This is a genomic window from Streptomyces scabiei 87.22, from assembly GCF_000091305.1.
Classification (GTDB): domain Bacteria; phylum Actinomycetota; class Actinomycetes; order Streptomycetales; family Streptomycetaceae; genus Streptomyces; species Streptomyces scabiei.
In genome coordinates, this window is record NC_013929.1 from 8,550,858 (window position 1) to 8,568,406 (window position 17,549).

The following is a 17,549-nucleotide window of genomic DNA, read 5'->3' on the forward strand; positions in this document are numbered from 1 at the left end:
AGGACCCACCTCTGGAGACACCCGTGTCCACCCTGACGCGACCCCCCAAGGTCGCCACCGACTCCCCGGCCCGGCGGCCCTCCCCCCGCCGGGCCGGGAGCCGGGGAGCCCACAAGGGACTGCTGTTCGCACTGCCCTTCCTGCTCGGCTTCCTGGCCACGTACGTCGTGCCGATCGGCTATGCCTTCAGCCAGAGCCTGAGGGAGAAGAAGAGCAGCGGGCTGGGCTTCGGCCCGACCCGGGTCGTCTTCACCGGCTTCTCCAACTTCGCCTCCATCCTCGGCGACGGCGCCTTCTGGTCGAGCATGCTGCGCACGCTGCTGTTCGGAGCGGCTCAGATCACGGTGATGCTGGGCCTGTCGCTGCTGCTCGCCCTGCTCCTGGACGGGGTGGCCGCCCGTGCGGTGCGGTTCTTCCGCGCGGCGCTGCTCATCCCGTACGTGGTGCCCGCCGTGGTGTCCACCGTGATCTGGCTGTTCCTCTACAGCCCGACGGGCTCTCCGCTGCTCGACCTCGCGCACGGCGCCGGCACGGACATCACCTTCTTCGGCGGCCTCAACACCTACCTCTCCCTGGGCAATCTGCTGACCTGGCAGGGGATCGGCTTCAACATGATCCTGATCTCCGCCTCGCTACAGGCGCTGCCCCGCGAGCTGTACGAGGCGGCCCGACTGGACGGGGCCAGGGAGTGGCGGATCGCCTGGTCGGTCAAGATTCCCAACATCACCGGCATCCTGGTGCTGACCGGCATGTTCTCCCTCATCGGGAGGCTGCAGCTGTTCGCCGAACCACTGCTGCTGCGGCAGATCGCGCCGGAGTCGATCAACACCGACTTCACTCCGATGATGGAGATCTACGACAAGGCGTTCAAGACCGGTGACTACCAGTACGCCGCCGCCGAGTCGCTGGTCCTGGCCGTGGTCACCGGCATCCTCGCCTTCGTCTTCTACCGGGCCACGAACAGGAAGATGTCATGAGCGCTGCCGTATCCGGGGGCGGCGTGCGCCCCACCCGCCGCGCGGTGGCGCTCACCACCGGCCTGCTGGTCCTCTTCCTGATCTACTCACTCGCCCCGACGTGGTTCCTGATCGTCTCCGCGACCAAGAACCAGACGGACCTGTACTCCACCTTCGGACTGTGGTTCTCCTCCAACCACCTGGCGGACAACGTCCAGGAGATCTGGACCTACCACGACGGGGTGTTCAACCGCTGGATCGGCAACTCGATCCTCTACTCCACACTCGGCGCGGCCGGTTCCACCCTGGTCTCGCTCGCCGCCGGGTACGGGCTGTCGAAGTTCGACTTCCGGGGCCGGGGCGCGTTCTTCGCGGTCATCGTCGGTGCCTCGCTGCTGCCGAGCACCCTGCTGGCCTTCCCGCTGTACCTCGTCTTCGCCCAGATCGGCCTGACCAACACCATCTGGTCGGTACTCATCCCGTACTTCATCAATCCGTTCGGGGTCTACCTGGGCAAGGTGTACGCGGACAGCTCCGTCCCCACCGAACTGATGGAAGCGGCCCGTCTCGACGGCGCCGGGGAGCTGCGGATCTTCTGGTCGGTCGCGCTGCGGCTGATGCGGACCGGCGGCATCACCATCTTCATGCTCGAATTCATCAACATCTGGAACAACTTCTTCCTGCCCCTGTTCATGCTCACCGGTGAGCGCACGTTCCCTGTGAGCCTCGGGCTGTACTCCTGGCTCCAGCAGGCGCAGACCGCCCGCGACATGAACACCCTCGTCCTCACCGGGTCCCTGTTGTCCATCGTTCCGCTCGCGGTCTTCATGTTCGCGCTCCAGAAGTACTGGCGCAGCGGAATCCTCATGGGCAGCCTCAAGTAAAGGATCAGCCGTGCCCAACGCACCCAGAAGACGTGATGTCCTCAAGTACGCCGGCACCACCGGCGTCGCCGCGGCCGGCCTCGGCCTGCTGAACTCCCCGTCCGCCGCCGCGGCCCCGGCCGCGGACGCCGCCTTCGAGCCGGCCGTCTGCAAGCCCCTGGACATCGTCGTCTTCGGCAACGGGAGCTCCGAGTCGGCGCACGGTCTCACTGCCACGCTCTCCGACACGGTCACCGGAGGCCTCGGCCAGAAGGCCCGTGTCCTCAACCCCACCGAGCCGGCCACGTACTGGGGCGGCACGCTCGAGTTCGACGTAGTCGTCAGCCCGACCGACACCACCTACGTCACCGTTCGCCTGTGGGGCGACGACTACGACACCACCTCGCAGCAGGCGGGCTCCGGCACGAACATGTGGCGGCTGCAGCTGTTCTGCGACGGCAAGCAGGTCGGCTACCAGGACGAGGGAGCCGTCGACAGCCTCGACATCCTGGACACCGCGCCGCGCACCCCGGGCCGGTTCTTCTTCCACACCCTGCCGCTTCCGGAGCGGCTCACCCGGGGCAGGAAGAAGGTGAAGCTGGAGATCCGCTCGATGGGCCGCATCTGGTCCTACGGCCAGAACGTCGACCAGCTGTACTACAAGATGACCACGCCGTCGCGGGGCATCTACCGCCTCTACACCCACACCGAGCCGTACTTCGTCCCGCCCAAGGGTGAGGTGCAGGGCCCCGCGCCGCTGCCGAAGGCTCGTACCGTCGAGGGCCCCGAGATCCTGGAGGCGGTGCGTCAACGGGTCGCCAAGGACCAGAAGCACTACCTGACCGGGGCCAACCCCGCCGGCATGGACGCCTTCGCCTTCCAGTCGCTCGCCGAGGGCTACCTCTGGTCCGGCAGCCCCGCGTACCACGACCCGGCGGCGCTGGACCGCGTCCTGCGCGCGCTCGACGGCCGGTACATGGCGTGGAAGAACGACGCGACCGTGATGACCGGCTCCGACCAGCAGTGGCAGGGCTTCGGCCGGGTCGGGCTGGTGCTGGCGCTGCTCTGGGAGCACCTGGGCGACCGCCTGGACGAGAAGGTGACCGGTTCGCCGTACGAGATCTCCAACCCCGGTTTCGAAGAGGGCGGCGACACTCCCATGGGATGGGAGGTACCTGGCTGGGGGAAGACCGCCGACGCCTCCTGGTCCCGGGACACCACCGTCAACCGGTCGGGCTCCGCCTCGCTCAAGGTGACGGCGAGCGCGGCGAACGGATTCATCACCGTGTACAACTCGCCCAAGACCCGCGTGGGCAAGGGGAAGTACACCTACGGCGCCTGGATCAGGACCGACGGCGTCACGGGCACGGGCGCCCACATCGACCCGCTGTTCTTCGACGCGGGCGGCAAGCTGGTCGGCAGCGACCACCGCCAGTTCGCCACCACCGGCACCCATGGCTGGGAATACGTCTCCATAGACCTGGACACACCCGACGGCGCCACCCAGGTGGAGATGCACCTGCGACTGTCCGGCCCCGGCACGGCCTGGTTCGACTCCGTGGACATGGTGGGGCCCACCGAGCTGCGCAACCCCGGCTTCGAGCAGGGCACCGGCACCCCGTCGGGCTGGGAGGTGCCGGGCTGGGGGAAGACCGCCGACGCCTCCTGGGCTCGGGACGCGTCCGTCAACCGGTCCGGTTCCGCGTCGCTGAGGCTGGCCGCCACCGCGGCGAACGGCTTCGTCACGGCGTACAACACGGCGAAGCTCCAGGTCGGCAAGGGGAAGTACACCTACGGCGCCTGGGTCAGGACCGACGGCGTCACCGGCACGGGCGCCCACATCGACCCGCTGTTCTTCGACGCGAGCGGCAAACTCGTCGGCGGCGACCACCGGCAGTACGCCGCCACCGGAACCCATGGGTGGGAGCAGGTCTCCATAGACCTGGAAACCCCTTCCGGCGCCACCCAGGTGGAGTTCCATCTGCGGCTGAGCGGACCGGGCACCGCCTGGTTCGACGACCTGGCCGTTGTCGCGCCCGAGGCCACCGGAACCCACGAGCAGCCGGTGCGGCGCGCCGCCTACACCGACATGCTGAAGTCGAGCCGGGACTACTGGCGTCAGCACTTCCCGCACTACACCAACCAGTCGCAGATCTGCGCCATCGGCCTCTACCAGGCCAACCGCGGCCTCGGCCTGCTCGCCCCTGACCTCGCACTGCCGGAGGACAAGGCCCGCGACTACCTGTACCAGTCGCTCGGCATGAAGCCCTACCTCGGCAAGGAGGACAAGGACGGCAACCCCACCAAGCCGCTGGGTGAGAGCTACCACCAGGTCAGCCGGGCCGGCCTGACCCGCGAACTGGGGTACGTGGGCAGCTACGGCGAGGTCCACGACTGGCTGGTCATGATGTACGAGTCGGTCACGCGCGGATACCGGGCCCAGGAGGCGCCGGAGCTGCGCGAGCAGATGGTGAAGATCATCAAGGCCCGGGGGCGGTTCCGGGTGGTCGACGTCGACGAGACGGGCGCCCGCGTCTCCCGCATCGAGACCGTCGTCGGCTGGCGCAACGAGGTCTACCCCGGTGAGGTCGCCTACGCCTCCCGCACGGCCTGGGACTCGCACCCGCTGATGTCGGCGGTGGTGTTCAAGGACCCGGACATCGTCGGCTGGACCCAGGAGATGGTCGACGACGGGCAGTTCTACCGGCAGCTCGATCTGCTCGTCCACCACACCTGGACCCGCGTCGGCCTCGCCGCGCTGCGCCTGGTCTCCCGCGACTGGGACGCCTTCCAGGCCCTCCCGGCCCGCCCGGGGCGCATCCCCACCGCCTGGGACCGGCCCGACTTCGTCTTCACCGACGAGGAGAACGGCGTCCTGGCCGTGAAGAACGGCGAGGAACTCCTCTTCGCCTCCCTGTACTGGCGCGCCCGGCAGGGCGTCAACGACTACGCCCGCATCCACCACCTCACACCCACCGACCAGCGCTCCGCGACGATCCGCCAGCGTTCGGCGGGCGCCACCGACGACACGTACACGGTCCACGACTGGATCCTGTGGGACTACGCGATCAACGATCCCGGGGCCGGACACATCCCGCCCGGCGGCTTCCCGCCCCCCGGCGACACCCTCCACCAGGCACTCAAGGGTGACGTGTACCCGCTCGCTCCGGTCCCGGCCGACGTCCCGGACCCGGCCATGGGCGTCGACTTCGAGGGCGTGGAGACCATGCTCGTCGGACGCGCCCCGTTCTATCTGTGCGAGTACGGCGACTACCTGATCGCCATGAACACCAGCACCGAACGGACGTACACCCTGCCCGCCCGTCAGGACTTCGGTCCGGCCCGCGACCTTGCCACCGGCCGCGTCATCGGCGCCGGACAGCGTCCCAAGGTCGGCCCGCGCAGCACGCTCGTGCTGTACCGGGGCCGGCGCGCGGCCGGCTGACCGCACCGGGGGAGCCGGGCCGACGCCCGGTTCCCCCTCATCTGCCACCCCCTGACACTCAACGTCGAGTGAAAGAGGAAGACGCATGTCCGAGTCACAGCCCGCCACGCCCGCGTCCCCGAGCCGCCGCCGTTTCCTGCAGATCACCGCCGTCGGCACCACGGCGGCCGCCACCGGGATCGCCGCGGCCCCGACCGCGGACGCCCTGACCTCCTTCATCCACCCCGGGGTGCTGCACAAACTCTCCGACATCCAGCGGATGAAGACGCGGATCGCGGCCGCCACCGAGCCCTGGCTCAGCGGCTGGAACGTGTTCAGGGCGAACGCGTACTCGCAGTCGACCTACGCCATGCTGGGCCCGCGCACGACCATCGACCGGGGCACCACCGAGATCGGCAACTGGGAGTTCTGGAACGACTGCAACGCGGCCTACCAGAACGCCCTGATGTGGAACCTGACGGGCACCACCGCCCACGCCACCAAGGCACTGCAGATCATCAAGGCATGGTCCTCCACCCTCACCTCGATCACCGGCAAGGACGCCCAGCTCGCGGCCTCCATCTACGGCTTCAAACTCGCGGCGGCAGCCGAGCTGATGCGGTACACCGCCCCCTCGGGCAGCTGGTCCGCGGCCGAGATCACCCAGACCGAGAACCTCTTCAGGAACGTCTTCGTGCCCCTGGTGAGGACGTTCGGCGACGCGGGCTGGGGCACCAACTGCATCAAGGCGATGATGGCGTTCGGGGTGTTCTGCAACGACACCTCCCTCTACAACGCCGCCGTCGACGCCTTCCACCTGCACGACTGCTGCAAGATCAGCCGGGTGATCAGGGACTCCGGCCAGTGCGTGGACAGCGGACGCGACCAGGCCCACACCCAGCTCATCCTGGGCAGCATGGCCGAGGCCTGCGAGATCGCCTGGGTCCAGGGCCAGGACCTGTACTCCGCCTCCGCCAACCGGCTGCTGGCCGGCTTCGAGTACACGGCGAAGTACAACACCGGCAACGACGTGCCGTACACCGTCTGGGGCTCCTGCCGGCTCACGTTCAACTCCATCTCCACCGTCGAGCGCGGGAATCTGCGCCCGATCTACGAGATGGCCTTCAACCACTACGTCAAACGCCGCAGCCTGCCCGCCCCCTGGACGTACGCGGCCATCGGGAACATCAGCCCGGAGGGCGCGGCGTTCCAATGTGACCACGTGGGCTTCGGCACCCTGCTGTTCACCCTCTGAGCGGAGCTTTCGTGATCCACAACCCCGTCCTGCGCGGCTTCGAACCCGACCCCGTGATCCTCCGCGTCGGCGACGACTTCTACATCGCCACCTCCACCTTCGAGTGGTACCCGGGCGTCCGGATCCACCACTCCAGGGACCTGGTCGACTGGCGGTCCCTGGGCGGGGTTCTGGACAGCACGCGCCTGCTCGACCTCACCGGCGTCCCCGACTCCGGCGGCATCTGGGCGCCCGGACTGTCGTACGCGGACGGCCTGTTCCACCTCGTCTTCACCGTCGTCGACACCTACGCCGAGGGATGGAAGGACCTTCCCAACTACGTCACCACGGCCCCCTCGATCGAAGGACCGTGGTCCGACCCGGTTCCGCTGCACGGCCGCGGCTTCGACGTCTCCTTGTTCCATGACGAGGACGGTGACGGCCGCAGCTGGCTGCTGAACATGCGGTTCGACTGGCGTCCGGACCGCGAGGGATTCGCCGGGATCGAGATCCAGGAGTACGACCGCAAGACCCGGGCCCTGCTCGGCGAACCCCGCACCCTCACCACCGGAACCTCCGTCGGTGTCGCCGAGGGCCCGCATCTCTACCGGCGCGACGGCTGGTACTACCTGGTGCACGCGGAGGGCGGCACCGGATACGAACACGGCGCGGCCGTGGCCCGCTCCCGCGACCTGCTCGGCCCGTACGAGGCCGATCCGGCCGGCCCCCTGCTCACGTCCCGGCACGACCCGTCCCTGGAGTTGCAGAAGGCCGGGCACTGCTCCCTCGTCGAGACGGCGACGGGCCAGTGGTACGCCGCTCACATCGCCGCCCGCCCTCACACGGAGCGGGGCCGGTGCGTGCTCGGCCGGGAGACCGCATTGCAACCGGTGACCTGGACCGACGACGGCTGGCCCCGCATCCCCGGCGCCGTACCCGCCGTAGCGGTGCCGGCACCCGCGCTGCCACCGGCGCCCGTCGCCGAACCACCGGCGCACGACTGCTTCGACGCTCCGGTTCTCGGCCCCGACTGGTCCACCCTGCGCCGCCCGGCCGGCGACGACTGGATCGAGCCGGCACCGGGGCGGCTGCGCATCCGGGGCGGTCAGTCGCCGGTGGGCCGCCGCACGCCCAGTCTGGTGGCCCGGCGGGTGACCGCCCCGCGCTGCTCCTTCGAGACCAGCCTGACCTTCTCGCCCCGCACCCCCGACCATCTGGCCGGTCTGACGGCCTACTACAACACCCGCAACTGGCACTACCTGTACGTCACCGCCGAGGACGACGGCTCCCCGGTCCTGCGGGCACTGAGCTGCGAAGCCGGCCGTCTCGTCGCACATGAGCCGACCGTACCGCTGAAGCCCGGACGCCCGGTCGTCCTGCACGCGGAACTCGACGTTCCGGCCCTGCGCTTCTCGTACGACACCGGCGGGGGAGTCCAGACGCTGCCGATCGAGCTCGACGCCACCGTCCTGTCCGACGAGCACGCCGACGAGTTCCACGACGGCCAGTTGCGCGTTCTCGGCTTCACCGGCGCCATGTGGGGCCTGTGGGTGCAGGACCTCGACGGCGCCGGTGTCCACGCGGACTTCGCCCACGCCACGTACCGGACCTTTCCGGACGGCCCCGCATGACGATCGACGACCTGAGACGCGTCCACCTCTTCCGCACCGATCTCGGGTCCGACGAGGCGGTGCCGCTGCTTCTGGTGCACGGCTGGGGCGGGGACGGCCGGGAGTGGTCCGCGCACGCCGAGGCGCTGGCCGACCGGTTCCGCGTGATCGTCCCCGACCTGCGCGGGCACGGCCGGTCGGACGTCCCCGACGAGGGCAACACGCCGACGGAGATGGCCGACGACCTCGCCGCGCTGCTCCGGCACCTTGGCACCGGGCCGGCGATCGCCGTGGGCCACTCCATGGGCGGCCAGGTCGTCAACCTGCTCGCGGTCCGGCATCAGGAGCTCGTCCGCTCGGTCATCGCCCTTGATCCGGCTCACGGCGCGCACGGGGCGGAAGTGGAGGGGATTCCCGCCCGGCTCGCGGAGTACCGGGAACGCGGGGCGCGTGCCGCGGCCGAGTTCATCGCCGGCGCCTTCCCGGCAGGCGCTCCGGCCGGACTGCGTACGGCACATGTCCGCACCATGCTCGGCACCCCGGATCACGTCATCGCCCAGGCGTACGCGGGCATGTACACCGACTCCGGCGCGGTCGGCGTCCGCCCGCACAGCGAGGCGTATCTGCGCCGGCGCAGCCAGCCCGCGCTCACCGTATGGACCTCGGCGCAAGCGGCCACCTGGGAACGCGGCACCCTGCATGTCCCCGGCTCCCGCGTCGAACACTGGCCTGACACCGGGCACTACCTGCACGAGGAACATGTCGGACGCACAGTGCGCCTGTTGGAGGACTGGGCGACGGCTGGACAAGGGACCCGGTAGGAAGTGCCTGCGCCCGTTCACCGGCTCCAGCAACTGGACGCAGCACCTGCTCGCCCCGGCGGGCAGACCTCAGTCCGGTGCCGGGGGGCGGGTGGACTGCGGGAGTTGGCGGCGCCCTTAGCGATGCCCGGCCCTGCCAGGGCCCGCTCGTCGCATGGTGGGGAGGAGTGCTATGACCTCCCAGCCGTGGTCCTCGCGTGGGCCGGTGTGCAGTGTGCCGCCGAGTGCGGTGACGCGTTCGGTGAGGCCGACGATGCCGAAGCCTCCGCCGCGGGCGGCGTAGGGCAGCGGGGCGCCTGCGCGGCCGTTGTCGCGCACCGTCACGTGCAGGGTGTCGTCGGCGTGAGCGAGGGCGACGGTGACTTCGGTGGCGTCGGCGGCGTGGCGCCGTACGTTCGTGAGGGCTTCCTGGACGACGCGGTAGGCGGCGGCCTGTACCTCGTGGGGCAGATTCGGGGGCATGGAGGCGGAGCGGTGCAGTTCGGCCTTCGGGCCGGTCGGGCCGCCGAATCGGTCGACGAGTTCCGTGAGGGCTGCCAGGTCGCCCACCAGGTGGTTCTCGCCCGGCTCCAGCCGGGCCGTTTGCTCCGGGCCTTCGCGCAGGATTCCGACGGTCAACCGCATGGAGTCGAGCGCCTCGGTCGCGGCGTGCTCGATTCCCGCCAGGACCGGGTCCAGGCGATCTGGTTCGCTGCTGACCATCATGCGGGCCATCTGTGTCTGGATGAGGATGCCGGTGACGTGGTGGGCGACGAAGTCGTGCAGGTCGGCTGCCATGGCGAGGCGTTCGGAGCGACGGGTCTCGGCGACCGCGACGCCGCGCCTGTGGTCCAGGGAGCGCAGGTAGCCGCCGAGGCCGATGGTGATGCCGGTCATCAGCGCTACTACCAGTGTGAGCCCCAGGATCAGGGCGTCGTCCTGGGTGCCGGTTGCGTAGAAGCGCAGCGGTGCAGCGATGGCCGCCCCGCCGACGAGCAGGGCACAGGGGCCTGCCCATCGTGGTGGGCAGGTACGGACGGCGAGCAGCAGCAGGCAGAGCAGGACCGCCACTTCCCCAGGGCCGAACATACGAATTCGCTCGGTCGTCGTGGCCACGGCGGTCAAGGCCAGGGAAGCGCCTGCTGGTAGGGCGGCCCGCAGTTGGGGAGTGAGCCACGCGGGTTGCCGGGCGGAGGGCCACAGGACGGCCGCGAGGCCGAGCGACAGCAGCAGGAGCACAGGCCAGAGGGTCTTGCCGTTGGTGACGGCGATGAGCACGTCCGCGGCGGCCAGCAGGACCAGTGTGATGACGCCCGTCGCACGCAGGCAGCCCTGTCGGCGGGTCCGCGTCGTGGTCGGGTCGTCCGTCGCAGGCAGGAGGTTCACATCGGTCACTGTAGAGAGGAGCGGTCGGCTGCGCCTCGGCTGGTCGGCCGAGGCGGACGTCAGGCGCGGGAACCGCTTCGCCGGCGGTCCCCGCGCCTGGTCATGGCACGGTGGGACGGTCAGTTGATCCGGACGATCTTCCAGAGCTGGTCGTCGAGGCTGGCGCTGCCCCACTGGATGACGGCTGCCCCGTCGGCGGTGGAGGACTGGGTGACGCCGGCGACGAGGGTGCTGTTCACGTTCCGGAGTTTGTAGTAGCCGCCGCCCCCGTCGGTGAGGGTCCACTTCTGGGAGTCGGCGCTGGAGGCGGTGTTCTGGACGATGGCAGCGCCCGCGGCGCTGGAGGAGCCTTGGATGTCGAGGTTGAGGTTGCTCTTGGTGTTCTTGATGTTCCAGGCGCCGCTGCCGGCGGACTGGAAGGTGAAGAGCTGGCAGGTGCAGTTCGTGTTCTGCCACTGGTTGGCGGCGGTGCCGGCGGTGGTGGAGCCGTTCGGGATGTCGAGGTACTTGCCGCTGTTCTTGTTCACCAGGACGTACTGGCCGGTGCCCAGGGGCGGCAGGGCGGTCTGGGTGAGGTTCCAGCGCTGGCAGCCGCAGCTGGTGCCGCTCCACTGGACGGCGGCGGTGCCGACGGTGGTGGAGGCGCTGGGTATTTCGAGGAGCTTGCCACTGCTGCGGTTGGTGATGCTGTACCCGCCGGCCGGGTGGGGCGCGATGGCCCATTCGTGGTCGGGCGTGCCGTTGTCATCCCACTGCAGGACTGTGGCGCCGTTGGCGGTGGACTGGCTCTGGACGCCGAGGACCTTGCCACTGGCGACGTTGAAGATCTTGAAGTAGCCCGAGGACTGCTGCTCGAAGCGCCACTGCTGGTTGGTGGAGGTGGTGGGGTTCTGCTGGGTGGCGGTGGTGCCGTTGGTGGTGGAGCCGCCGACGATCGTGAGGTTCAGGGCGCTGTTCGCGTTGGTCATGGTGTAGGTGGCACCGTCGGAGACGCCGCCGCCCAGGTCGATCGTGCTGTAGGTGACCGGGTTGGAGAGGCCGCTGCCTCCCCGTCCGGCGCTGAGGATCAGCAGGCTGTGCCCGTCGGCGAGGGCCGTCATGCCGCGGCTGTAGCCGCCGATCACATTGGCGCTGATGCGCGTCCAGGTGTTCGCGGCGCCGTTCTGCGTGTTGATGAACAGGTCCTCGGCGCTGTTGGCGCTGACGACGAGTGTGCCGTTGGGGCCGCCGGTGGGCAGCCAGGTCATGTAGGGAGCGCTCTGCGGCACCACGCCGCCCGTCGTCCGCAGCGGGATGCCGGTGACCGAGCCGAACGCCTCCGGGTCGGAGGAGATCTTGTAGTAGACGGAGAAGTTGCCCTCGGGAGCGCCGCCGTACTCGTAAGACATGACGTACTTGCCGTTCGGCAGCTTCGCGACGGTGGGCATGCCCGGCCGGTCGCCGGCGGTGGGCATTGCCACGTCGTCGACGACGGGGCCCCAGTTGCGGACGTCGGTGGAGACCTGGTGGACGATCTTCTGGCCGTGGTCGGGGTCGCGCTGGTCGGAGTAGTAGACGATCAGCTTGCCGTCGGAGACGAGGAAGAACGGCTCCCACACGGGAGTCTGGCCGTTCGTGTCGAACGCCGAGCCGCCTGTGGCGATGTTGCTGACGAAGTCCCAGGTCTGACCGCGGTCGGTGCTGGCGTACATGTCGATCTTGGTGGCCGACCGGTCGGAGGGCACCGAGTCACCTGCGGCCAGGATGGTCCCGGCCGGGAAGTCGCCTATGGCCGTGGGCAGTTCGAAGAGCTCGGGCTGCCAGCGCATGCCCCAGCCGTTCTCGGTGTCGGCTACGTCGGAGAGCTTGCTCCAGGAGTCGCCGTTGTCGGTGGAGCGGTAGATCGGGAAGACGGGCGTACCGTTGGTGTACTGCTCGAACGTGGCGAGCAGGGTGCCGTTGGCCGATCCGTTGTGCTGCAGACGCAGCACCCGCGGGTACAGCGAACCGGGCGAGGGCGCACCCGCGGGCGGGGTGTACATGGTCTGCGAGGGACGGGAGAGGGCCTGAGCCCGCCCCGAGGCAGGCAGCACAATCGTCGCCGCGGCGACGATCAGCGCCAGGATGAGCAACAGCAGGGTGGTGGGGCGGGAATGCTGAGCGGCGCCGGGTCTGGCGCTCAACAGTGCAGGGGACATGTGCGGCTCTCAGGGCAGGGGAGGGACAGGAGGGTCCGGTGCGTGCCGCCCGGGACGAAACCGGGTGGGAAGCGGCGAGCCCGGAGTGCACGTCCACCGCGTACGAGGAACCGCGGTGTCGTGCGGCATAGGAGTCGGACCGATCCGCCTCGCGAGTGAGACGGCTGGTGCGAGTGGCGGAGCTGTGCCCGGGGCGCGGTGTGTTCTCCGAAGCCGGGGTGCTCTCAGGTGGTGGGCCGGTCCGTCTTGTCGGGGTGCGACGGCGGAGGCGCGGTCGAGCCGCGGACGACGAGTTCGACCGGTGGGTCGCTCGCCTGCGGCAGGTCGGTGTCGGGCTTCTCGATCGCGTGCACGAGAAGGCGGATGCCCTCTCTGGCCGCGGCCTCGAAGGGCTGGCGCACGGTGGTCAGGGGAGGAGAGACGTAGGCGAAGACCGGGTTGCCGTCGAAGCCGACGACGCTGATGTCCTCGGGTACGCGGCGCCCGGCTTCCCGCAGGGCGTGGATGAGCCCGATGGCCATCTCGTCGCCCGCCGCGAAGACAGCGGTCACGGACCTGTCCGACGCCAGCGCCCGGCCCACGGCATGGCCGGAGGCAGCCGACCAGTCACCGTTGAGCAGTGGCGGCTCGTGCGCGCCCCGTGCCGCGAGCGCCGCACGCCATCCTTCGATGCGGTCCTTGGTGGCGTACCAGCGCCGCGGACCGGCGAGATGATGAACGGTCGTGTGTCCCAGGTCCAGCAGATGCTCGGTGGCCGCCCGCGCCAGTTCCTGTGCGCCCACACCCATGGTCACGGTGCGGGTGGCGGTGAAGGCGGGCGGTGCTCCCAGGAAGAGGACGGGGACGCCGACGCGGACGCTGATGTCTCCTTCCACGATGGGTTCGGAGACGATGACGCCGTCCACCCCTTGTTCGAGCAGCGACGCCACGGCACCCGCGATGCCCGTCGGGTCGCCGTCGGGCGTGTTGACCACGCGGAGCGCGTAGCCCGCGTCGCGCACGGCCCGCTCGATGTGCACGAGCAGTGAAGCGGTCCCGTAGCCGGCGGTGCCCAGGGCGACCACACCGATGGAGCCGGTACGCCCGGAGACCAGTGTCCTGGCCGCCTGGTTCAGCCGGTAGCCGAGTTCCTCGGCGGCCGCGAGGACCTTGGTGCGGGCGTCCTCGGAGACGTACGGCTCGTTGTTGAGGACCCGGGACACCGTCTTGCGTGACACCCCGGCCAGGCGGGCCACGTCCGCGCTGCGCGGCACAGCGGAGCCCTCGCTCCGTCCCACCACTGCTGCCATGAAGTCTCCCGACGGCCGTACGTCTGCATCGAAGGCGGTCAACTGTATGACCACGCGGTCTGACCGCGTGGTCATGTCTACGTAGCCGACAGCGGTACGTCAAGGGTTCCGGCGGTATCGATTCCGAGGGGCGGATGCGGGTTCGTCGGAGGGCGGCCGGTCGGCGAAGGGAGTCGCAGTCGCCGTGCGGAGAGCCCCCGTGGTGGACATATCTGCTGGTCAAGGGATACAAGTTGGCTCTCGCGCCGGCTCGCGGAACGGGGGTGTCGCTCCCCTCCGGCGGTAGGCCGGCCGTCCTGCCGACAGGTACGGTCAGCTCTGAGGTCAGGTCGAAGGGGCTTGACAGCGACTCCTCGGAGCGTTCACTCTTCCTCCCAACCGCCGGTCGAATTTGTTCGATCGTGTTGAGTCTTGGTCGCGTAGACGACCGCTTCCCCGTCACACCCCGCGGGCCGACGTGCCGCCTGAGCACGGCCGCCCTGTCAGGAGCCGAAATGCACTCTTCCTCCCTCGGTCGGCCCATGCCTTCTGCCAGCCGACGCACCGTCCTGCGCGGTATCGGTGGCGCAGCCGTCCTCGGCGCCGGCATACCGCTGCTCAGCGCCTGCGGCGGCAGCGGCAGCGGCAGCGGCACGGCATCCGACCCCAAGACCGTCAGCCTCGGGTCGAACGCGTCGGACGCGGTGCCGAAGAAGGCGTTCGCCGAGATCTACGCGGCGTTCACGAAGCAGTCCGGGATCACGGTCGACGTGAACACCAAGGACCACAACACGTTCCAGGAGCAGATCAACACCTACCTCCAGGGCACCCCGGACGACGTGTTCAACTGGTTCGCCGGCTACCGCATGCAGTTCTTCGCCGCCAAGGGCCTCGCCTCCCCGATCGACGACGTGTGGCAGAAGATCGGCGGAAACTTCCCCGAGGCGATGAAGGCGCTCAGCAAGGGCGCGGACGGCAAGTACTACTTCGTGCCCATCTCCACGTCCCTCTGGGGCGTCTTCTACCGCAAGAGCGTCTTCGAGAAGTACGGCTACGAGGTCCCCACCACCTGGGACCAGCTCGTCGCCCTGTGCAAGCAGATGAAGAAGGACGGCCTGGTTCCGTTCGCCTTCGGCGACAAGGACGCCTGGCCCGCGCTCGGCACCTTCGACCAGATCAACTTCCGTACCAACGGCTACGACTTCCACGTCGAGCTGATGGCCGGCAAGGCGTCCTGGACGGATGCCAAGGTCCGCACCGCCTTCGACCACTGGGCCGAGATCCTCCCCTACCACCAGGAGGGCGCGGTCGGCCGCACCTGGCAGGACGCGGCCCAGACGCTGATCTCGAAGAAGGCGGGCATGTACCTGTTCGGCAGCTTCGTGGCGCAGCAGTTCACGAACAAGGCCGACCTGGACGACCTTGACTTCTTCCCCTTCCCGGAGATCGACTCCGCGCACGGACAGGACACCGTCGAGGCGCCCACCGACGGCTTCATGCTCTCCAAGGCTCCGAAGAACAAGGACGGCGCGCTGAAGCTCCTGGAGTTCCTGGGCACCCCGGAGGCAGAGCAGATCTACCTGAAGTCCGACCCGAGCCTGGTCGCGGCTTCCAACAAGGCCGACACCTCCTCGTACACCCCGCTCCAGAAGAAGGCGTACGAGACGATCGCCGGCGCCAAGCACCTCACCCAGTTCATGGACCGCGACAGCCGCCCGGACTTCACCTCCACGGTGATGCAGCCCGCCCTGCAGAAGTTCGTCCGCGACCCCAAGGGCGTCGACAGCCTGCTGGCGTCGATCGAGCGCCAGAAGAAGACGATCTTCGCGTCCGCATGACCGCCACCACGAACACCGGTACCGGGACCGGAACCACCAGCACCTCGGGGGCGGCCGCAGTGCCGCCCCCGGGCAACCCGAAGAATGTGACCAAGAATCAGACCAAGCGGCTGCGCGCCCCCTTGGGCCACCGACGGCTGCTCACCCGACGGGACCGCCTCACCCTCGGCCTGATGGCCGGGGTGCCGACGATCCTGCACGTCATGCTCGTCTGGCTCACAGCTCTCGCCTCGATCGCGCTGGCCTTCACCACCTGGGACGGCATCGGCTTCGACTCCATCACATGGGTCGGCCTGGACAACTTCCGTGAGCTGTTCACCAGCAACCCGCAGTTCTGGCCCGCCGTCGAGCACAACATCGTCTGGTTCGTCGTGCTCATCCTGATCCCGACGCCGCTCGGCCTGTTCCTGGCCGTGCAGCTCGACAAGAAGATCCGGTTCAGCAAGGTGTACCAGACCGCGTTCTTCCTGCCCGTCGTGCTGTCGATGGCGGTCATCGGGTTCGTATGGCAGCTCGTCTACAACCCCGACACCGGCCTGATCAACAGCATCATCGGCGCCAACGAGCCCGGCCACTACATCGACTGGATCGGCGACCCGGACCTCAACCTGTGGTCCGTCCTCATCGCCGCCTCCTGGCGCCACACCGGCTACATGATGATTCTCTACCTGGCCGGCCTGAAGGGTGTCGACCCGGCGCTTCGGGAGGCGTCCTCGCTGGACGGCGCCAACGAGTGGCAGACGTTCAAGAACGTCATCTTCCCCACCCTGCGCCCCACCAACACCGTCGTCCTGGTCGTGACGATCATCGAGGCGCTGCGCGCCTTCGACCTCGTCTTCGTCTTCAACAAGGGCGCCGAGGGCACCGAGTTGCTGTCGATCCTGGTCACCAACAACATCATCGGTGAGTCCAGCCGCATCGGATACGGCTCCGCGATCGCCGTGGTCCTGCTGGTGATCTCGCTTGCCGTGATCATCCCGTATCTGATCGCGACCTTCCGGAAGGAGCGGCGCGCATGAGCTCCCACCCGTCGCCCACCACCACCCTGAACGAGGCGCTTCGCGCCACCCCTTTGAACTCTGGCGCGCTGGCCAAGCAGCGCACCCCCGTCCGCCCTGCCCGGATCCTGCTGCACGTCTTCCTCGCCGGTGCCGCGCTGGCCTGGCTCGCACCCCTGCTGTGGGCGATGTACGCGGCGATGCGCCCGTACGCCGAGACCAGCACCAAGGGCTACGTCTCCTGGCCCGACGAACTGAGCCTCGACAACTTCACCAACGCCTTCCAGCAGTCAGACATGCTGCACTACTTCGGCAACACATTGCTGGTGGCGATCCCCGCGGTGCTGCTGACGCTGTTCCTGTCGTCGATGGTCGCCTTCTACGTCAGCCGCTTCGACTTCCGGGTCAATCTGTTCCTGCTGCTGGTGTTCACGGCCGGCAACCTGCTGCCCCAGCAGGTCATCATCACCCCGCTGTACCGCCTGTATCTGCTCATCGACCTGCCCGGCATCACCATGAGCGGCAAGCTCTACGACTCCGCGCTGGGCCTGGTACTGATCCACGTGGCGTTCCAGTCCGGCTTCTGCGCCTTCGTGCTGGCCAACTACATGCGCTCCCTGCCGCACGAGCTGACCGAGGCCGCCCTGGTCGACGGCGCCTCCGTCTGGCGCCTGTACTGGCAGATCGTGCTGCCCCTGTGCAAGCCCGCCATGGCCGCCCTGGCGACGTTGCTGTCCATCTGGATCTACAACGATTTCTTCTGGGCGATCGTGCTGATCTCCACCGGCGAGAACATGCCGATCACCTCGGCGCTGAACAACCTCTCCGGCCAGTACTTCACCGACCCCAACCTGGTCGCAGCCGGAGCCCTGCTCACCGCGATCCCGACCCTGATCGTGTACTTCGTGCTCCAGCGGCAGTTCGTCAGCGGCCTCACGCTGGGCGCCAACAAGGGCTGAACCTGAACCCCCCACTCGTTCCCCGCACTTCCCCGG

General features: G+C 68.8%; 12 protein-coding genes. 9 read left to right on the plus strand and 3 right to left on the minus strand.

What is annotated here, in order from left to right; all coding sequences use genetic code 11:
- Positions 1-23 precede the first annotated feature (23 nt).
- From SCAB_RS37045 to SCAB_RS37070, 6 genes are all read left to right on the plus strand, one after another.
- Positions 24-977, plus strand: a complete 954-nt coding sequence (locus SCAB_RS37045) for a carbohydrate ABC transporter permease (RefSeq protein WP_006379128.1) — start codon at positions 24-26, stop codon at positions 975-977.
- The gene (locus tag SCAB_RS37050; protein ID WP_173402938.1) at positions 974-1,840 is read left to right on the plus strand and encodes a carbohydrate ABC transporter permease; all 867 of its coding nucleotides are present in this window, start codon (positions 974-976) and stop codon (positions 1,838-1,840) included. Before SCAB_RS37045 ends, SCAB_RS37050 begins: the two co-directional genes overlap by 4 nt.
- A gap of 10 nt (positions 1,841-1,850) precedes the next feature.
- On the plus strand, positions 1,851-5,264 hold the full coding sequence (locus SCAB_RS37055) for a hypothetical protein (protein ID WP_006379029.1): 3,414 nt from the start codon (positions 1,851-1,853) through the stop codon (positions 5,262-5,264).
- An 85-nt stretch (positions 5,265-5,349) separates the two neighbouring features.
- Positions 5,350-6,498, plus strand: coding sequence for an alginate lyase family protein (locus tag SCAB_RS37060; protein WP_006378835.1), 1,149 nt, complete (start codon positions 5,350-5,352; stop codon positions 6,496-6,498).
- A gap of 11 nt (positions 6,499-6,509) precedes the next feature.
- On the plus strand, positions 6,510-8,108 hold the full coding sequence (locus SCAB_RS37065; protein ID WP_006379147.1) for a glycoside hydrolase family 43 protein: 1,599 nt from the start codon (positions 6,510-6,512) through the stop codon (positions 8,106-8,108).
- Positions 8,105-8,908, plus strand: a complete 804-nt coding sequence (locus SCAB_RS37070; RefSeq protein WP_006379216.1) for an alpha/beta fold hydrolase — start codon at positions 8,105-8,107, stop codon at positions 8,906-8,908. The genes SCAB_RS37065 and SCAB_RS37070 overlap by 4 nt, the downstream gene beginning before the upstream one ends.
- Before the next feature lie 117 nt (positions 8,909-9,025).
- On the opposite strand, the gene SCAB_RS37075 is transcribed toward SCAB_RS37070, so the two are convergent.
- The 3 genes from SCAB_RS37075 to SCAB_RS37085 form a co-directional block, all read right to left on the minus strand.
- Positions 9,026-10,282, minus strand: coding sequence for a sensor histidine kinase (locus tag SCAB_RS37075; RefSeq protein ID WP_006378614.1), 1,257 nt, complete (start codon positions 10,280-10,282; stop codon positions 9,026-9,028).
- 110 nt (positions 10,283-10,392) lie between these two features.
- The gene (locus tag SCAB_RS37080; RefSeq protein WP_037727461.1) at positions 10,393-12,450 is read right to left on the minus strand and encodes an RICIN domain-containing protein; all 2,058 of its coding nucleotides are present in this window, start codon (positions 12,448-12,450) and stop codon (positions 10,393-10,395) included.
- Positions 12,451-12,674: 224 nt separating this feature from the next.
- Positions 12,675-13,739 (minus strand): LacI family DNA-binding transcriptional regulator, encoded by a 1,065-nt coding sequence (locus tag SCAB_RS37085; protein WP_173402939.1) that lies wholly within the window; start codon positions 13,737-13,739, stop codon positions 12,675-12,677.
- 521 nt (positions 13,740-14,260) lie between these two features.
- Between SCAB_RS37085 and SCAB_RS37090 the strand changes: the two genes are divergently transcribed.
- Genes SCAB_RS37090 through SCAB_RS37100 form a run of 3 tightly spaced genes read left to right on the plus strand, consistent with a single transcriptional unit; the run spans position 14,261 to position 17,513 of the window.
- Positions 14,261-15,556: an ABC transporter substrate-binding protein gene (locus SCAB_RS37090; protein ID WP_006378736.1), complete on the plus strand. Its 1,296-nt coding sequence runs from the start codon at positions 14,261-14,263 to the stop codon at positions 15,554-15,556.
- Entirely contained in the window at positions 15,553-16,575 is a 1,023-nt protein-coding gene (locus SCAB_RS37095) for a carbohydrate ABC transporter permease (RefSeq protein WP_006378583.1), read from the plus strand. Before SCAB_RS37090 ends, SCAB_RS37095 begins: the two co-directional genes overlap by 4 nt.
- On the plus strand, positions 16,572-17,513 hold the full coding sequence (locus tag SCAB_RS37100) for a carbohydrate ABC transporter permease (RefSeq protein ID WP_006379287.1): 942 nt from the start codon (positions 16,572-16,574) through the stop codon (positions 17,511-17,513). Before SCAB_RS37095 ends, SCAB_RS37100 begins: the two co-directional genes overlap by 4 nt.
- Positions 17,514-17,549: the final 36 nt, after the last annotated feature.